Raw genomic sequence first — 15,915 nt, 5'->3', positions numbered from 1 at the left:
TCCCGCAGGGCCTGCTTAGCGTTGGTGCATGTCCCTGATCTACTCCAGCGTCGTCGACGCACCGCTCGACGAGGTGTTCGCCTGGCACGAGCGCCCCGGTGCCATCCACCGGCTGACGCCGCCGTGGCACCCGATGAGCGTCGTGCGCGAGGCAAGCACGCTGGACGGCGGTCGCGCGGTCCTCGGCTTCCCGCTGGGGCTGCGCTGGGGCGCGAAGCACTCCGGGTACGCGCCGCCGCACCGGTTCGTCGACGAGCTCGACTCGGCGCCGCTGCGCTGGGCGTTGAAGTGGCGGCACAGCCACGAGTTCCGGGCCGAGGGCGACGGCACCCGGATGACCGACCGGGTGGACACGCAGGTGCCCGGCGCGCTGCTGCGGTCAACGTTCGCCTACCGGCACCGCCAGGTGGCGGCCGACCTCGCCGCCCAGCGGGCCGCCCGGCTCGCGGGCGACCGGCCGAGGACGATCGCGCTGACCGGTGCCGGCGGTCTGGTCGGCCGCGCGCTGGGGCCGTTCCTGACCACCGCCGGGCACCGGGTGGTCAGGCTGGTGCGCGGCCAGGTGAACGGTCCCGGCGAACGGCGCTGGGACCCGGACCGGCCCGCGCCCGACCTGCTGGCCGGGGTCGACGCCGTGGTGCACCTGGCCGGCGCGTCGATCGCCGGGCGGTTCACCGACTCCCACCGCGCGGCGATCCGCTCGTCCCGGATCGGGCCCACCCGCGCGCTCGCGGACCTGGCCTCGGCGGCCGGGGTGGAGGTGTTCGTCAGCGCGTCGGCGATCGGGTTCTACGGTCCCGACCGCGGTGACGAGGAGCTGACCGAGGAGAGCGAGCGCGGCGACGGGTTCCTGGCCGACGTGGTCGCCGACTGGGAGGCGGCGAGCAAGGCGGACGGGGTGCGCGTGGTGACCGTGCGCACCGGGCTGGTGCAGTCACCGGCCGGGGGCACGCTGCGGATCTTCCACCCGTTGTTCGCGGCCGGGCTGGGCGGCAAGCTCGGTGACGGGCATGTGTGGCAGTCGTGGATCGGCATCGACGACCTCGTGGACGTCTACCACCGCGCGCTCTACGACACCGCGCTGTCGGGGCCGGTCAACGCGGTGGCACCGGAGGCGGTGCGCAACAGCGAGTACACGGAGGTGCTGGCGCACGTGCTGCACCGGCTGGCGCTGCTGCCGGTGCCGTCGTTCGCGCCCAAGGTGCTGCTCGGCGACCAGGGTGCCCGCGAGCTGGCGCAGGCCAGCCAGCTGGTGCGCCCGGCGGTGCTCACCAAGGCGGGGCACGTGTTCCGCTACCCGCGGCTCGACCCGGCGCTGCGCCACCTGCTGGGGCGGTGAGCGGTGGACGGCACCTGCGAGCTGTGCGAGGGCAGCGGCTCGATGACGTGGATGCAACCCGTTCCGGGCGCGGACGGCGGCATGACGCTGACGGAGATGAGCCACCCGTGCGTCAACGGGTGTTCCGGCTGGTACCGGGCGCCTGCCGCTGAAGCGGGTCTGGTGGTCGACGGCGGACGGGACGCCCCCGCGGTCGGCAACGTCGCCGAGACCAACCTGCACCACCGCAGCGACTGGTCACGGCCGGAGCGCTGAGCGGGCGTAGGTGCTCGGCGTCGTGCCGTACCAGCGGCGGAAGGCGTGGATGAAGCTCGCCGCCTCGGCGAACCCGAGCTGACCGGCCGCCTGCTCCACCGACAGCCCGCCGCGGGTGAGCAGGACCGCGGCGCGCTCGGCGCGGACCTCGTCGAACAGGACCTGGTAGCTGGTGCCGGACTCGGTCAGCCTGCGCCGCAGGGTGCGGGGGCTGACGCCGAGGGCGCGGGCCACGACCGGCATGGTCTCCTCGAACCGGGCGGAGCCCTCCAGCAGCCGGCGGACGTCCCGCGCGGTGCCCGGCGTCCTGCGGCGGCGGGCGGCGAGGTCCTCGCACTGCCGTGCGCACAGCGCCGTGGCCTCCGGGCTGGCCAGCGGCAACGCCCGCACGAGCACCGAGGCGTCCACCACGGACCGGTTGTGCGGTGCGCGGAACCGCGGCCGGGTGCCGAAGACCTGCTCGTGGTCGCGGGTGTCGGCCGGTGCGGGGTGGGCGAGGTCGACCGAGAGCACCGGCACGGCACCGGCGAGGAGTTCGCCGATCACCGTGTGGATGGCGGCGAGGTCGCGTTCGACGAGGAACGGCACCACGTCGGCGGGCAGTGCGCCGGGGTCGAGCGTGATCACCAGCCGGTCGCCGTCCAGCACGGCGGCGGGCGCGGTGAAGGTGAAGCTGAGGTCGAGGAAGCGCAACGCGACGTCGACCGCGTCCTGCACGGTGGCCGCGCTGAGGAACGCGTGACCGAGCACGCCGAACGTGGTGGCGTGGTAGTGCCGGCCCGCGGCGATCCCCGCGTGCGGCAACCGCGCGGCGAGGTTGCGCACGACCGCCAGCTCCTGCCGGGCACCGATCTCCGCCACCGGGTCGGCGAGCTGTTCGGCGGTGAGGTCGCTGCCGTCGAGCAGCTCCGCGCGGGACAGGCCCTGCCCGGCGCCGAAGCGCAGCAGCAGGGCCGCGCTCGCGATGCCGCGGGGGAAGTCCCAGTGCCGGGTCGCGGGTAGGGCCAACGTCCTCATGGCCGCGATTGTCAATCGCGCGGCCGGTGTTGTCCTGGTGCGAACGGGTGGTTGTTCCTAGCTTCGGTGACGTGCGAGAAAACCCCGAGGTGGTGGTCATCGGTGCCGGTTTCGGCGGCCTGGGCGTGGCGTTGTCGCTGCACAGAGCCGGTTTCGACCGGGTCACGGTGCTGGAGCGGGCCGACGAGGTCGGCGGCGTCTGGCGGGACAACACCTATCCGGGCGCCGCGTGCGACGTGCCGTCCTCGCTGTACTCGTACTCCTTCTTCCCCGACCCGTCGTGGCCGCGCCGCTACGCCGCCCAGCCCGACGTCCTGGACTACCTGCGGCGGGCGGCGGCGGTCGTGCGCGACCGGATCCGGTTCGGTGCGCGGGTCGTGGCCGCGACGTTCGACGAGGCACGGCACCGGTGGCGGGTGGAGCTCGCCGACGGCGAGGTGCTGGAGGCCGACGTGCTGGTGTCGGCGGTCGGCCAGCTGAACCGGCCGGCGGTGCCGGTGCTGCCCGGCCTCGACCGGTTCGGCGGCCCGGTGTTCCACAGCGCCCGGTGGCGGCACGACGTGGACCTGCGCGGCACGCGCGTCGCGGTGGTGGGCACCGGGGCGAGCGCGGCGCAGTTCGTGCCGCGGGTCCAGCCGCGGGCAGACCACCTGACCGTCTTCCAGCGCACCGCCCCGCACGTGCTGCCCAAGCCCGACGGGCGGCTGCGCGGCCGGGCTCACCCGCTGGCGGCGCGGGCCGCGCGCGGCGGGGTGTGGCTCGCGGGCGAGGCGTTGACCGGGTTGCTGCACTCCGGCCGGTTCTCCCGCGGCCTGGTCGCCGGTCTCGCGGCCGCCCACCTGCGGGTGCGGGTGCGGGACCGGGCGTTGCGCGAACGGCTGCGGCCGACCACCCCGGTGGGCTGCAAGCGAGTGCTGTTCAGCAACGACTGGTACCCCGCGCTCACCGCCGCGAACGTCGACGTGGTGACCGAGCCGATCGCCGAGGTCACAGCGCGGGGCGTGCGCACCGCTGACGGCCGCGAGCACGCCGCGGACGTGCTGATCTGGGGCACCGGGTTCACCGTCGCCGACTTCGCCCTGCCGATGCGCGTCACCGGCAGGCGGGGCCGGGAGCTCGCCGGGGTGTGGGGCGGGCGGCCGCGGGCGCACCTGGGCCTGTCGGTGCCCGGTTTCCCGAGCTTCTTCCTGGTGTACGGGCCGAACACGAACCTCGGCGGCAGCTCGGTGATCACGATGATCGAGGCGCAGTGCCGTTACGTCGTGGCCGCGGTGCGCCACCTCGCGCACACCGGTACGGCGGCGCTGGAGGTGCGGCCCGGGGTCGCCGACGCGTTCGACGCGGAGATGCGGGCGCGGCTGACCGGCGGGCTGTGGAGCGGCTGCGGGTCGTGGTACCGCGCCGGCGACGGGTCCGTCACGACGAACTGGCCCGGCAGCACGCGGGAGTACCTGCGGCGCACCGCGGAGCTGCGGCTGGGCGACCACGTGCTGACGTACACCGGTGACCTGGCAGCGGAAGGGGTGTGACGCCGTGGACCACGACGTGCTGGTGGTCGGGTCGGGGTTCGGTGGCGCGGTGACCGCCCTGCGGCTGACCGAGAAGGGCTACCGGGTCGGCGTGCTGGAGGCGGGGCGCCGGTTCGCCGACGACGAGTTCCCGCGCACGTCCTGGCAGCTGCGCGACTACCTGTTCGCGCCGCGGCTGGGGTGCACGGGCATCCAGCGGATCACGCCGTTGCGCGACGTGCTGGTGCTCAGCGGCGCCGGGGTCGGCGGCGGGTCGCTGGTGTACGCGAACACCCTGTACGAGCCGGGCGAGGCGTTCTTCCGCGACCCGCGCTGGGCGCACGTCACCGACTGGCAGGCGGAGCTCGCGCCGCACTACGACCAGGCGAGCCGGGTGCTGGGGGTGGTGGAGAACCCCTGCCGCACCGCCGCCGACCGGTTGCTGCGCGAGGTCGCCGTCGAGCTCGGGGTGCCGTCGACCCACCGCCCGTCCCGGGTGGGCGTCCACTTCGGACCCGACGGCGAGGACCCGTTCTTCGGCGGTGCCGGGCCGCGTCGCACCGGGTGCACCGCCTGCGGCGCGTGCATGACCGGCTGCCGGTACGGCGCGAAGAACACGCTGCCGAAGAACTACCTGCACCTGGCCGAGCAGGCCGGTGCGCGGGTGTGGCCGTTGACGACGGTCACGGACGTGCGGCCCCGTCCCGGCGGCGGGTACGCGGTGCGCACGCGGCGGACCGGCGGGCGGGCGGAGCGGATCTTCACCGCCGGCCAGGTCGTGTTCTCGGCGGCGTCGCTGGGCACGCAGCAGCTGCTGCACCGCATCCGCGCCGGCGGCGGTCTGCCCGGACTGTCGCCGCGGCTGGGAGCGTTGTGCCGCACGAACTCCGAGGCGGTCGTAGCGGTGCGGGTGCCGGGCGGGCGGATCGACAACTCGCTCGGCATCTCGATCACGTCGTCGATCCACCCGGACGCCGACACGCACGTCGAGGTGGTCCGCTACGGGCGCGGCAGCAACCTGATGGGCCTGCTGATGACCACGCTCGTGGACGGCGGACCCGGCCGGTTGCGCCGCGGTCTGGCCCAGCTGCGGGCCGAGTACCGCACGGCCCTGCGGATGCACTCGCCGCGCAGGTGGTCGGAGGAGACGATAGCGTTGCTGGTGATGCAGAGCCTGGACAACTCGCTCACCACGTCGTTGCGGCGGGGTCGCCTGACGACCCGGCAGGGCGAGGGCGCGCCGAACCCGTCGTGGATCCCGGCCGGGCACGAGGTGGCCCGCCGGCTCGCGGCCCGCGCCGGCGGCGTCGCGCGGGGCGCGTGGAACGACCTGGCGGACGTCCCGCTGACCGGCCACCTGATCGGCGGCTGCGTGATCGGCGACTCCCCCGCCACCGGCGTCGTCGACCCGTACCACCGCGTCCACGGCCACCCCGGGCTGCACGTGGTGGACGGCTCCGCGATCCCGGCGAACCTCGGCGTGAACCCGGCGCTGACGATCACCGCGCTCGCCGAGCGCGCGATGTCGTTGTGGCCCAACAAGGGTGAACCGGACCCGCGGCCCCCGCTCGGAGCGACCTACGCCCGGCTCAGCGCCGTGGCACCGCACCGGCCGGCGGTTCCGGCGGGGGCGCCGGCGGCGCTGCGGTCCGCGGGCGAGGTGACCGATGTCCGCTGACTTCCCCCCGGCGCCGTGGAACCTGTGCGGCCAGGGCTGGCTCACGGTGTGGACGGCACCACGTTCGGCGACGACCCTGCGGTTGCCGGGCGGCGTCGTGCCGCTGTCCCTGTTCGGCCGCGTGCTCGTGGTGTCGGCGTTCGTCGACTACCGCCCGCCCGGACTGCTCTCCTACCACGAGCTGATGACGGCCGTGGTGGTGCGGCGCGGGTTCCGGCCGGGACTGTCCATCACGGACATCTGGGTCGACGACACCCGGTCGCAGCAGGGCGCGCGGGCGATGTGGGGCATCCCCAAGGAGTTGGCGGACTTCACGCTCTCCGCCGGCCCGCTCGACGCCGTGGCGCTGGTGGACGACACGACCATCGCCGCCGCCGACGAGCAACCGCTCCGGGCACCGGGCCTGCCGGTGTGGGCGGGGACGTCGGTGTGGCAGTCGCTGCACGGGAAGGCGCACCGCACCGCGCTGCGCACCTCGGCGCGGGTCCGGCCGACGCGGGTGCGCTGGCGGCTCACGCCCGGCGGGCGGCTCGGCTGGCTCCGCGCGGGCAAGCCGTTGCTGCACCTCGCGGTGACGAACCTGCGCATGCGCTTCGGCTGACGCCCCGCCGCCGGACCGACCGCGCGCACCGACTCCGCGGTCGTGTTCGAGGGCATCGGGCAGACCCTCCCGGCACCCGGTGGGTCGCCACCGGAGCGCGGGCGCGACCGGCGGCGGAGGCCGCCCGCCTTCGCCGCGGCGGGGCGGTCCGGTCCCCCTCCACGCCGTGGCGCGGGGCACACCCGTCGGATCTGGTTGTGCAGCCGTCGCCGGGTTTGGGCACCCTGGACAGGTCAACTGTCGAGGTGTGGCGAAGGGACGGTCGGTGACCCGCTCTGACGACACCGGTGGAAGAGACGACCGGCCCGCGCTCACCGGTGTCTTCGCCGAGGACCCGCTGGTCGGTCGTGACCTCGCCGCGGTCGACTGGACCGCCACCCCGCTCGGCCCGCCCTCCGCGTGGCCGCAGAGCCTGCAGACCGCCGTCAGCGTGCTGCTGTCGTCGCGGTTCTCGATGTGGCTCGCGTGGGGCCCGGAGCTGACCTTCTTCTGCAACGACGCCTACCGGCGCAACACGCTCGCCCGCAAGTACCCGTGGGCGCTGGGGCGACCGGCGGCAGAGGTGTGGGCGGAGATCTGGGAGGACATCGGTCCCCGCGTGGACAGCGTGCTCACCACCGGGCACGCGACGTGGGACGAGGCGCTGCTGCTGTTCGTGGAACGGTCCGGCTACTCTGAGGAGAGCTACCACACCTTCTCCTACAGCCCGCTGCGCGACGAGAGCGGCGCGGTGGCGGGGATGCTGTGCGTGGTCAGCGAGGAGACCGACCGCGTCATCGCCGAGCGGCGGATGGCCACGCTGCGCGACCTCGGCTCGGACCCGAGCGTCGCGCGCGAGGAGCAGGAGGTGCTGGCGTTCGCGTGCACGCAGCTCGGGCGCAACCAGCGCGACCTGCCGTTCACCCTGACCTACCTGTTCGACGACGGCCACGCGCGGCTGGCCTGCGCCACCGGCATCGAACAGGGCCACCCGGTCGCGCCGGAGGACCTGCCGGCGCCGCCGGGTGCCGTGGACTGGCCACTGGCGGCCGCCAAGCGCGGCGAGTCCGTCGTGGTCGGGCTCGACGACCACGACGGCCTGCTCAGCGGGGCCTGGAGCCGGCCGCCCACGAGCGCGCTGGTCGTGCCGCTGCAACGGCCCGGTGGCGCGCCGTACGGGTTCCTGGTCGCGGGCCTGAACCGGCACCGGCCGCTCGACGACGGCTACCTCGGGTTCGTGGAGCTGGTCGCCGGCCACCTGGCGGCGGGCATCGCCGGTGCCCGCAACTTCCAGGCCCAGCAACGGCGGGCCGAGGAGCTGGCCGAGCTCGACCGCGCCAAGACCGCGTTCTTCTCCAACATCAGCCACGAGTTCCGCACGCCGCTGACGTTGATCATGGGTCCGGTGCAGGACCTGCGCGACCGGCTGTCCGCCGCCGACCCGCAGGCCGGTCAGGAGCTGGAGGTCATCCACCGCAACGGCCTGCGGCTGGGCAAGCTCGTCAACACCCTGCTGGACTTCTCCCGCCTCGAAGCGGGCCGCATGCAGGCGCACTTCCAGCCGGTCGACCTCGCCGCGGTGACCGCGGAGCTCGCCAGCGTCTTCCGCTCGGCGGTGGAGAAGGCCGGGCTGCGCTTCGAGATCGACTGCGCGACACTGCCGGAGCCGGTGCACGTCGACCTCGGCCTGTGGGAGAAGGTCGTGTTGAACCTGCTGAGCAACGCGCTCAAGTTCACCGTCGAGGGATCGGTCGGCGTGTCCGTGCGGGCCGGGTCGAACCGGGCGGTCGTGACGGTCAGCGACACCGGTGTGGGGGTGCCGGAGCACGAGATCCCGCGCCTGTTCGAGCGCTTCCACCGCATCGAGAACACGTGGTCGCGGTCCAAGGAGGGCAGCGGCATCGGGCTCGCGCTGGTGCAGGAGCTCGTCGGCCTGCACGGCGGCACGATCCTCGCCGAGAGCACCGAGGGCGCCGGCACCACCTTCACCGTCGAGCTGCCGTTCGGCACGCACCACCTGCCCGCCGACGCGCTCGCGCAGGACTCCGCCGCGCCCGCCACGTCCGACATCGCCGCCCCCTACGTGCAGGAGGCGCTGCGCTGGCTGCCGGAGCCCGGCCTGACGGTGGAGGAGCTGCTGCCCAGCACGGCCGCCGGTGCCGCGCCGGAGCTGCCCGCGACGGTGCTGGTCGCCGACGACAACGCGGACATGCGCGAGTACCTGACCCGGCTGCTGCACCGCGCGGGCTACGAGGTGCGCGCGGTCGACGACGGCCTGGCGGCGCTGGAGTCCGCCCGCGCCCGGCCGCCGGACCTGGTGGTCAGCGACGTGATGATGCCGCGGATGGACGGGTTGTCGCTGGTGGCGGCCCTGCGCGCGGACCAGCGCACGCTGGCGGTGCCGGTGCTGCTGCTGTCCGCGCGGGCCGGTCAGGAGGCCTCCGGCGAGGGCCTGCGCGCCGGGGCGGACGACTACCTGGTCAAGCCGTTCGCCGCTGCGGACCTGCTGGCGCGGGTGCGGGCGAACGTGGACCTCGCCCGGTTGCGCGGCCGGCACGCCCGCTGGCGGGACGCGTTGATCGACTCGTTGCAGGAGGCGTTCTTCGTCTGCGACGGCGCCGGCACGGTCGTGGAGATCAACGCCGCGTTCACCGACATCCTCGGCTACGGGCCGGAGGGGCTGCCCTACCCGGTGCCGCACCCGTGGTGGCCCACGGACCCGGAGGCGCGCAAGCAGTTCGCCGCCGCGTTCGAGCAGCGGTCCGGCCGCGACCAGCGCAGCCACACCGTGCCGGTGACCCACCGCGACGGCCGGCGGTTGTGGCTCAGCGCCCTGATGAACCCGGCTCGCGACCCGGACAGCGGCGACACGATGACGGTCGGCACCTTCCGCGACGTCACCGCAGAGCACCACGCCCGCAGGCGGGAGGCCGCGCTCGCGGAGATGAGCATGCGGCTGTCGCAGGCCACGGACACCGGCGACGCGCTGACGAGTGCGATCGAGCAGCTGGAGGGTCTCTGGCGGACGGAGCACGTCCTGGCCGTCGTGTTCGCACGGCACCACGACCCGCTGGTCGTCAACGGGTCCGCCGGCTTCGTCTGGGAGGACATGCCGGAGCACGAGCGGGTGGTGCTGACGTCGTTCCGGGAGCACCAGGCGCTGGTCCCGGTCGTGCTCGGCGACGGCAGCGTCGTGGTCACCGTCGAGCACCCGGACGGACCGATGGTGCTGTGGCTGCGCATCGACGCGTTGCAGCAGTTCACCGAGCAGGACGAGCTGCTGTTGTCGGTGCTGGCCGGTCACCTCACGCAAGGCCTGTCCCGCGCGCACCAGATCGACCAGCAGCGGGAGACCGCGATCGCGTTGCAGCGGGCCATCCTCGGTCCGTCGCTCCTGCCGGGCGGGTTCGCCGTGCGCTACGAGCCGGCCGCGCGGCCGCTGGAGGTCGGCGGCGACTGGTACGACACGTTCGAGCTGCCGGACCGGCGCATCGGCATCGTCGTCGGCGACTGCGTGGGCCGCGGGCTCACCGCGGCGGCCGTGATGGGCCAGCTGCGCAGCGCCTGCCGCGCCCTGCTGCTGCAGGAGATCGGTCCCGCCCGCGCGCTGGAGGCGCTCGACCAGTTCGCCGCCGGGGTGCCGGGGGCGTTGTGCACCACGGTGTTCTGCGGTGTCCTCGACGCGGCTACCGGTCACCTCGTCTACTCCAGCGCCGGGCACCCGCCCGCGATCCTGGCGCTGCACGACGGCACCACCCGGCTGCTGGAGGACGGCCGGTCGATCCCGCTCGCGGTCAAGCCGGGCGTGCGGCGCGCGGAGGCCGAGTGCACCCTGCCGCCCCGCTCGACCCTGCTGACCTACACCGACGGCCTGGTGGAACGCCGGCGCCGCTCGCTGACCGAGGGCATCGAGAAGGCGGCGGAAGCGGTGCAGCAGGGCCGGTCCAGCGGCCTGGAGGACCTCGCGGGCGAGATCATGCAGACCCTGGCCCCGGCCGGCGGCTACGACGACGACGTCGCGTTGCTGCTCTACCGCCACCCGGCGCCGCTGGAGCTGAACTTCGCTGCCGAGCCGAACCAGATGCACGGCGCGCGCAACACGCTGCGCACCTGGCTGGGCCAGTGCGGACTGTCCACGACGCTGGCGCAGGGCGTGCTGCTGGCCGTGGGCGAGGCCTGGACCAACGCCATCGAGCACGCCTACCGCGACGAGACCCGCGAGAACGTGCGGGTGCGCGTCGAGTCCGCCGGCGACACCGGGCTGCTCGTGACCGTGGTCGACACCGGCACCTGGAAGACCCCGAACACCGACCCGGCCGCGCGCCGCGGCATGGGCACGACGATCATGCGGACGATGATGGACGAGGTCGCCATCCTCCCCGAACCGACCGGTACGACCGTGACGATGCAGGTGATGATTCCTGATGACGACGCCGCTGAAGCTGACCAAGACCACCGCCGCGGACGGCCGATCGGTGGTCAAGGCAGCGGGTGAGATCGACCTGAGCAACACCGGGGCGTTCGCCGCCGCGCTCTCCGGCACCACCGGCCCGCTCGTGGTGGACCTGACCGAGGTCCACTACATCGACAGCGCCGGCATGAGCGTCCTGTTCGCGCACGCCGAACGGGCGGAGCTGATCGCGACGCCGCTGCTCACGCCGATCCTGGAGATGTCGGGCCTGACGTCGATGACGACCGTCCGCGGCGTGGAGGGGTAGCCGGTGCGCAGCACCTCGGTGACCAGGACGGTGCCCGCGGCGGCGGAGCGGATCTTCGACCTGCTGGCGGACCCGGCGAAGCACCCGCTGATCGACGGGTCGGGTACGGTGCGCGCTCCCCGGCCGGGCGCGCCGGCCCGGTTGTCGCTCGGCGCGACCTTCGGCATGGACATGCGCATCGGTGTGGCGTACCGGATCGAGAACACCGTGGTGGAGTTCGAGGAGGACCGGCTCATCGCCTGGCGCCACTTCAACGGCCACCGGTGGCGGTGGCGGCTCGTCCCGCTCGGCGACGGCACGACCGAGGTGACCGAGACGTTCGACTGGTCGACCGCGCGCACGGCGTGGCTGCTCGGGCTGTCCGGGATTCCCCGGCGGAACGAGGTGGCGATGAAGCGGTCGCTCGACCGGTTGGCGGGGCTGTTCGGCGCGGCGGCGGCCTGAGCGGTCAGCGCCTGCGGTTCTGCTGTTTGCCCTGCTTGTGCTTCCTGCGGGCGCTGACGAACCGCGCGTACCCCTCTTCCAGCCCCACCACGGGTCCCGGGTAGTCGAGTCCACTGCGGACGGACGCGTCGAGCTCCCACGGCCGGTGCACGAGCGGACCGGGCACGGACCGCAGCTCGGGCACGTACCGGTGGACGTAGGCGCCGTCCGGGTCGTGCTGCTCGCCGTGCCACACCGGGTCGAACACCCGGCCGGGGCGGGTGTCGGTGCCGGTTCCCGCCACCCACTGCCAGTTGAGCTGGTTGCTCGCGAGGTCGCCGTCGACGAGGTGGTGCAGGAAGAACGCGGCGCCCGGCCGCCAGTCGAGGTACAGGGTCTTGCAGAGGAAGCTCGCGGCCAGCAGGCGGGCGCGGTTGGGCAGCCAGCCCTCGGTGGTGAGCTGGCGCATGGCGGCGTCGACGACCGGGTAGCCGGTGCGGCCCCGTTGCCAGGCGAGCAGGTCGGCCGGGGCGTGGCGCCACCGGTCACCGCGGTCGCGGTAGTCCTGCCACGCGGCGTCCGGTCGTGCGGCGAGGACCCGGAGGTAGAAGTCGCGCCACGCCAGCTGGCGCACGAACTGGCCGGCGTGCGCGCCGACGGCGTGACGGGTCTCGGCCGCGGAGAGCGAGCCGAAGTGCAGGTGTGCGGACAGGTGTGACGAGCCCTGGCGGGCCAGGTCGTCGCGGTCGTCGGCGTACCGGTGCACTCCGGTTCGCGCCCAGGAGTCCAGCAGGGCCCGGCCGTGGCGTTCGCCGCCGGGTGGCAGGCCGGGTGCCGGGATGCCGCGGGAGAAGGTCTCGGCCGAGGGGAGCTCGCCGGGGTCGACGCTGGGCAGCCGCAGGCCGCCGGGTGCGGGCAGCGGGGTGCGTGGCGGGACCTCGTTCCAGCGCTGGAAGAACGGTGTGAAGACCGGCTCGAACGGACCGGTCGGTGCCACGGCGGGAACGACGTCGTCGTGCACCACGAGCCGGTCCCCCACCGCCTCGCGCAGGGCGCGCTCGCGGCGGTGGGCGTATGCGCTCGCGTCGGCGGACACGTGGACGCGGGTGATGTCGTGCTCCCGCACCAGGTTCGCGACGACGGCCGCGGGGTCGCCGTGCCGGACGACCAGTGCGCTGCCCCGGTCGGCGAGGCCGCGGGCGAGGTCGCGCAGGCAGCCGGTGAGGAACGCGGCCCGGTTCGGCCCGGCGAAGTCCGTGCGGGAGACCACGAAGAGCGGGAGCACCTCGCCGGCGGTGGCCGCGGCGGTGAGCATCGCGTTGTCGTGCACGCGGAGGTCGCGCGTGAAGAGCGCTAGCGAGACGGGCAACGAACCCCCTGCGGCTGGGCGGTGAGCACCTCGTGCGTGCTCAGTGTCGCCCGGTACCCGAACAACAGCAGGGCGTGCAGCAGGAACAGCCACAGCGCGAGCGCCGCCACGACGCCGGGACCGGCCAGGCCGCCGTAGGGGATCGCCCAGTCCACCGGGATGGCGAGGAACAGCACGAACCCGTGCAGGAAGCCGGTGAGGACCGCGCCGACGGCGACACCGGCCGCGAAGCTCGTCCTGGCAGGCAGGTCGACGGGTCCGGCGAGGGCGAACACCAGGCCGACGGTCGCGCAGACCGGCACGAGGTCGGCGTGGAACGACAGCACGACCCCGAGCACCGCGGACCAGCCGCCCTCCGCGTACAGCGGGGCGACGACGGGGGTCACCGCGAGCGGCAGCGCGATCAGCAGCGGCGCCAGCGCGAGCACCGGCAGGAACGCGATGCGGCCCGCCCACCCGGTCCACTTGGTCACCTTCTCACCGGCCGCCTGGCCCAGGCCGCGGCGCAGCCCCTCGCCGTAGAGCGACGCGGGCAGCAACGACGCCGCCAGCAGCGGCCACGGCGCGGTCACCGCCGCCTCGGCCAGCCGCACGAGCCCCTCGGTCGGGTTCCGCGCGGCCGCCGGGAGCGCGTCACCGAGCAGGCGGGCGCTGTCGAGCACGAACCCGGGCCCGAACAGCAGTGCCGCGCCGCGCAGGGCCAGCAGCAGCAGCGGGACCAGGCCCAGGCCGGCGAAGAACGTCAGACCGGCCGCCCACAGCAGGAGGTCCCGGCCGTGCAGCGCCGAGCGGGTGGCTGCCACCACAGCGCGGAGTACCTGCATGATCGGGAGGTACCCGAACCTGCGTGATGTCACCCCTCCGCCTACGGTTGTGGTTGTGACCGGTGCTGAGCGAAATCCCGTCGCCGAGTGGTCGCGGGTGCACGGCGAGGACGTGTCCGGCAGCCGGCTGGTCGTCGGCTGGCTGCGGTTCGTGCACGCGCTGGCCCGCCCGTTCGACCGGGTCCACCCCGACGTGTTGTCCGCGGCCGGTGTCGTCGTCGCCCTGGGTGCCGTCGGTGCCGCCGCGGCGGGCGGGTGGTGGGCCCTGCTGGCGTTGCTGCTCGTGGTGGGCACCGGGGTGCTCGACGGGCTGGACGGCGCGGTCGCCCTGCGCACCGGCCGGGTGCGGCCGCTGGGTGCGGTGGTCGACGCGGTCGCCGACCGGCTGGCCGACGTGTGCCTGGTGCTGGTGCTGCTGGTGCTCGGGGCGCAGGCGTGGTGGTGTGCCGGGATCGCGATGTCGTTGCTGCTGCACGAGTACGCGCGGGCCAAGGCGCAGGCCGTGGGGATGACGTCGGCGGGTGCGATCACCGTCGCGGAGCGGCCGACGCGGGTGGTCGTGGTCGCGGTCGCCTGCGCGGGAACGGCCCTGTCGCCCGGTGGCACGCCCGTCACCGGGTGGGGCTGGGCGGCGGTGTCGGTGGTGCTGTGGGCGGTGTGCGCGGTCGTGGGGTTCGGTCAGCTCGCGGCCGGTGTCCGGCGGGAGCTCGCCGGCCGACCGTGGACCGGGTCAAGCCGGGCCCACCAGCCGAGCGACGATCTGCGCTGACATCGCCACGAGCGGCAGCCCGCCGCCGGGGTGGGCGGAGCCGCCGACGAGGAACAACCCCGGTACCGGCGACCGGTTGGCCGGGCGCAGCAACGCCGCCCGCGGCCCGTTGGACGACGAGCCGTAGATCGACCCGCCGACCGAGCCGGTGTCGCGGGCCCAGTCGGCCGGGGTGCGGATCTCCCGCAGCCGCACCCGGTCGCGCACGTCGAGGCCGCGGTCGGCCATCACCCGCAGGACGCGGTCGGCGTAGGCGGTGGCCAGCCCCGGCTCCGTCCAGTCCACCGGGCCCTGCCGGGGCGCGTTGACCAGCACGAACCACGCCTCGTCGCCCTCGGGTGCCACGGCGGGGTCGTCCGGTGCGCACACGTAGACCGTCGGGTCGGTCACCGGGTGCGGGTGCCTGCCGAAGATCGCGTCGAACTCGGCGTCGTAGTCGGCGGGGAACAGCACGCGGTGGTGGGCCGGGTCCGGTGTCCGGCCCCGCAGCCCGAGCAGCAGCACGAACCCCGACAGCGACGGCTGGGTCTTGGCGAGCATCCGGCGCGGGCGGCGGGCGCGCCGTTCGGTGAGCAGCTCGCCGTAGAGGTGTTCGGCGTCCACATCGGACACGACGACGTCGGCGCGGTGCCGTTCGCCGCCGGGCAGCAGCACCCCGGTGACGCCGCTCGCGTCGGTGTCGACGCCGACGACCGGTGTGTCGAACCGGAAGCGCACGCCCAGCTCGGCGCAGCGTTCGAACAACGCGTCGCCGAGCCGGCGCAGCCCGCCGCGGACGTACCAGCCGCCGAACCGCTGCTCGATGAACGGGACGACCGTCATCAGCGCCGGGGTGCGGCGCGGGTCGGACCCGCTGTAGGTGGCGTAGCGGTCGAGCAGCATGCGCAGCCGCGAGTCGGTGAACCGCCGCTCCCCCACCCCGCGCAGCGTGCGCCACGGCGCGATCGCCATCAGGTCGCGGACGCTCGCCGAGCGGCGCACGAGGTCGCGCACACCGCCGAGCGGGTTCTGCAGCACCGGTTCGCCGACGAGGTCCCACAACCGTTCCGCGTCGGTCATCACCGCGCGCCACTGCCGGGCGGCCTGCGGTCCGAACGCGTCGGCGATGGCGTCGTCCACCTGCTTCTCGGCGTGCGGCAGGTCGAGCTCGGAGCCGTCGGGGAAGCGGTAGCGGCAGGTCGGTTCCACCGGCACGACGTCGACGAGGTCGTCGAGCGGGGCGCCGGTGGCGGCGAAGAGGTCGCGGTAGACGTGCGGCAGGGTCAGCAACGAAGGCCCGGTGTCGAAGGTGAAACCGCCGCGCCGCACCGTGCCGAGCTTGCCGCCGTGCCCGGCCGCCTGCTCGAACGTCGTGACCTCGTGCCCGGCCTTCGCGAGCCGTGCGGCCGCCGCCAGTCCGCCCATGCCCGCGCCGATGACCGCCACCCGTGCCACG

13 protein-coding genes are annotated in these 15,915 nt (G+C 74.4%); 9 read left to right on the top strand and 4 right to left on the bottom strand.

The window, feature by feature from the left end; all coding sequences use genetic code 11:
• Window positions 1–28: 28 nt before the first annotated feature.
• Together ACZ7CH_RS23925 and ACZ7CH_RS23920 are read left to right on the top strand one after the other, a co-directional pair.
• Window positions 29–1,339, top strand: a complete 1,311-nt coding sequence (locus ACZ7CH_RS23925) for a TIGR01777 family oxidoreductase (RefSeq protein WP_470374895.1) — start codon at window positions 29–31, stop codon at window positions 1,337–1,339.
• Between the two features lie 3 nt (window positions 1,340–1,342).
• Window positions 1,343–1,594 carry a hypothetical protein gene (locus tag ACZ7CH_RS23920; RefSeq protein WP_470374894.1) on the top strand — a complete coding sequence of 84 codons (252 nt, stop codon included), beginning with the start codon at window positions 1,343–1,345 and terminating at the stop codon, window positions 1,592–1,594.
• Here the strand turns inward: ACZ7CH_RS23920 and ACZ7CH_RS23915 are convergent.
• On the bottom strand, window positions 1,577–2,611 hold the full coding sequence (locus tag ACZ7CH_RS23915; protein ID WP_470374893.1) for an AraC family transcriptional regulator: 1,035 nt from the start codon (window positions 2,609–2,611) through the stop codon (window positions 1,577–1,579). The genes ACZ7CH_RS23920 and ACZ7CH_RS23915 overlap by 18 nt on opposite strands.
• A 71-nt stretch (window positions 2,612–2,682) precedes the next feature.
• On the opposite strand from ACZ7CH_RS23915, the gene ACZ7CH_RS23910 reads away from it, so the two are divergent.
• From ACZ7CH_RS23910 to ACZ7CH_RS23885, 6 genes are all read left to right on the top strand, one after another.
• Complete coding sequence (locus ACZ7CH_RS23910) at window positions 2,683–4,140, top strand: flavin-containing monooxygenase (RefSeq protein WP_470374892.1); 1,458 nt, start codon at window positions 2,683–2,685, stop codon at window positions 4,138–4,140.
• Window positions 4,141–4,144: 4 nt separating this feature from the next.
• The gene (locus ACZ7CH_RS23905; protein ID WP_470375006.1) at window positions 4,145–5,797 is read left to right on the top strand and encodes an FAD-dependent oxidoreductase; all 1,653 of its coding nucleotides are present in this window, start codon (window positions 4,145–4,147) and stop codon (window positions 5,795–5,797) included.
• Window positions 5,787–6,398: an acetoacetate decarboxylase family protein gene (locus ACZ7CH_RS23900; protein ID WP_470371124.1), complete on the top strand. Its 612-nt coding sequence runs from the start codon at window positions 5,787–5,789 to the stop codon at window positions 6,396–6,398. The genes ACZ7CH_RS23905 and ACZ7CH_RS23900 overlap by 11 nt, the downstream gene beginning before the upstream one ends.
• Window positions 6,399–6,663: 265 nt before the next feature.
• Window positions 6,664–10,872: a SpoIIE family protein phosphatase gene (locus ACZ7CH_RS23895; protein ID WP_470374891.1), complete on the top strand. Its 4,209-nt coding sequence runs from the start codon at window positions 6,664–6,666 to the stop codon at window positions 10,870–10,872.
• Window positions 10,802–11,095, top strand: coding sequence for an STAS domain-containing protein (locus tag ACZ7CH_RS23890; protein WP_360392994.1), 294 nt, complete (start codon window positions 10,802–10,804; stop codon window positions 11,093–11,095). The genes ACZ7CH_RS23895 and ACZ7CH_RS23890 overlap by 71 nt, the downstream gene beginning before the upstream one ends.
• A gap of 3 nt (window positions 11,096–11,098) precedes the next feature.
• Window positions 11,099–11,539, top strand: coding sequence for an SRPBCC family protein (locus ACZ7CH_RS23885; RefSeq protein ID WP_360392992.1), 441 nt, complete (start codon window positions 11,099–11,101; stop codon window positions 11,537–11,539).
• Between the two features lie 4 nt (window positions 11,540–11,543).
• On the opposite strand, the gene ACZ7CH_RS23880 is transcribed toward ACZ7CH_RS23885, so the two are convergent.
• Window positions 11,544–12,887 (bottom strand): cryptochrome/photolyase family protein, encoded by a 1,344-nt coding sequence (locus ACZ7CH_RS23880; protein ID WP_470371127.1) that lies wholly within the window; start codon window positions 12,885–12,887, stop codon window positions 11,544–11,546.
• The gene (locus ACZ7CH_RS23875; protein ID WP_360392986.1) at window positions 12,872–13,711 is read right to left on the bottom strand and encodes a YhjD/YihY/BrkB family envelope integrity protein; all 840 of its coding nucleotides are present in this window, start codon (window positions 13,709–13,711) and stop codon (window positions 12,872–12,874) included. Before ACZ7CH_RS23875 ends, ACZ7CH_RS23880 begins: the two co-directional genes overlap by 16 nt.
• Before the next feature lie 55 nt (window positions 13,712–13,766).
• Here ACZ7CH_RS23875 and ACZ7CH_RS23870 point away from each other — a divergent pair, with 55 nt between their 5' ends.
• Window positions 13,767–14,480, top strand: a complete 714-nt coding sequence (locus ACZ7CH_RS23870) for a CDP-alcohol phosphatidyltransferase family protein (protein WP_458431451.1) — start codon at window positions 13,767–13,769, stop codon at window positions 14,478–14,480.
• Here ACZ7CH_RS23870 and ACZ7CH_RS23865 read toward each other — a convergent pair.
• Window positions 14,442–15,914, bottom strand: coding sequence for a phytoene desaturase family protein (locus ACZ7CH_RS23865; RefSeq protein WP_470374890.1), 1,473 nt, complete (start codon window positions 15,912–15,914; stop codon window positions 14,442–14,444). The two genes, ACZ7CH_RS23870 and ACZ7CH_RS23865, sit on opposite strands and share 39 nt — an antisense overlap.
• Window position 15,915 lies beyond the last annotated feature (1 nt).

It is taken from the genome of Lentzea sp. NPDC037011 (assembly GCF_055607425.1).
Note: the sequence above shows the minus strand (reverse complement) of the source record. Positions and strands in the feature narration are given on the sequence as shown.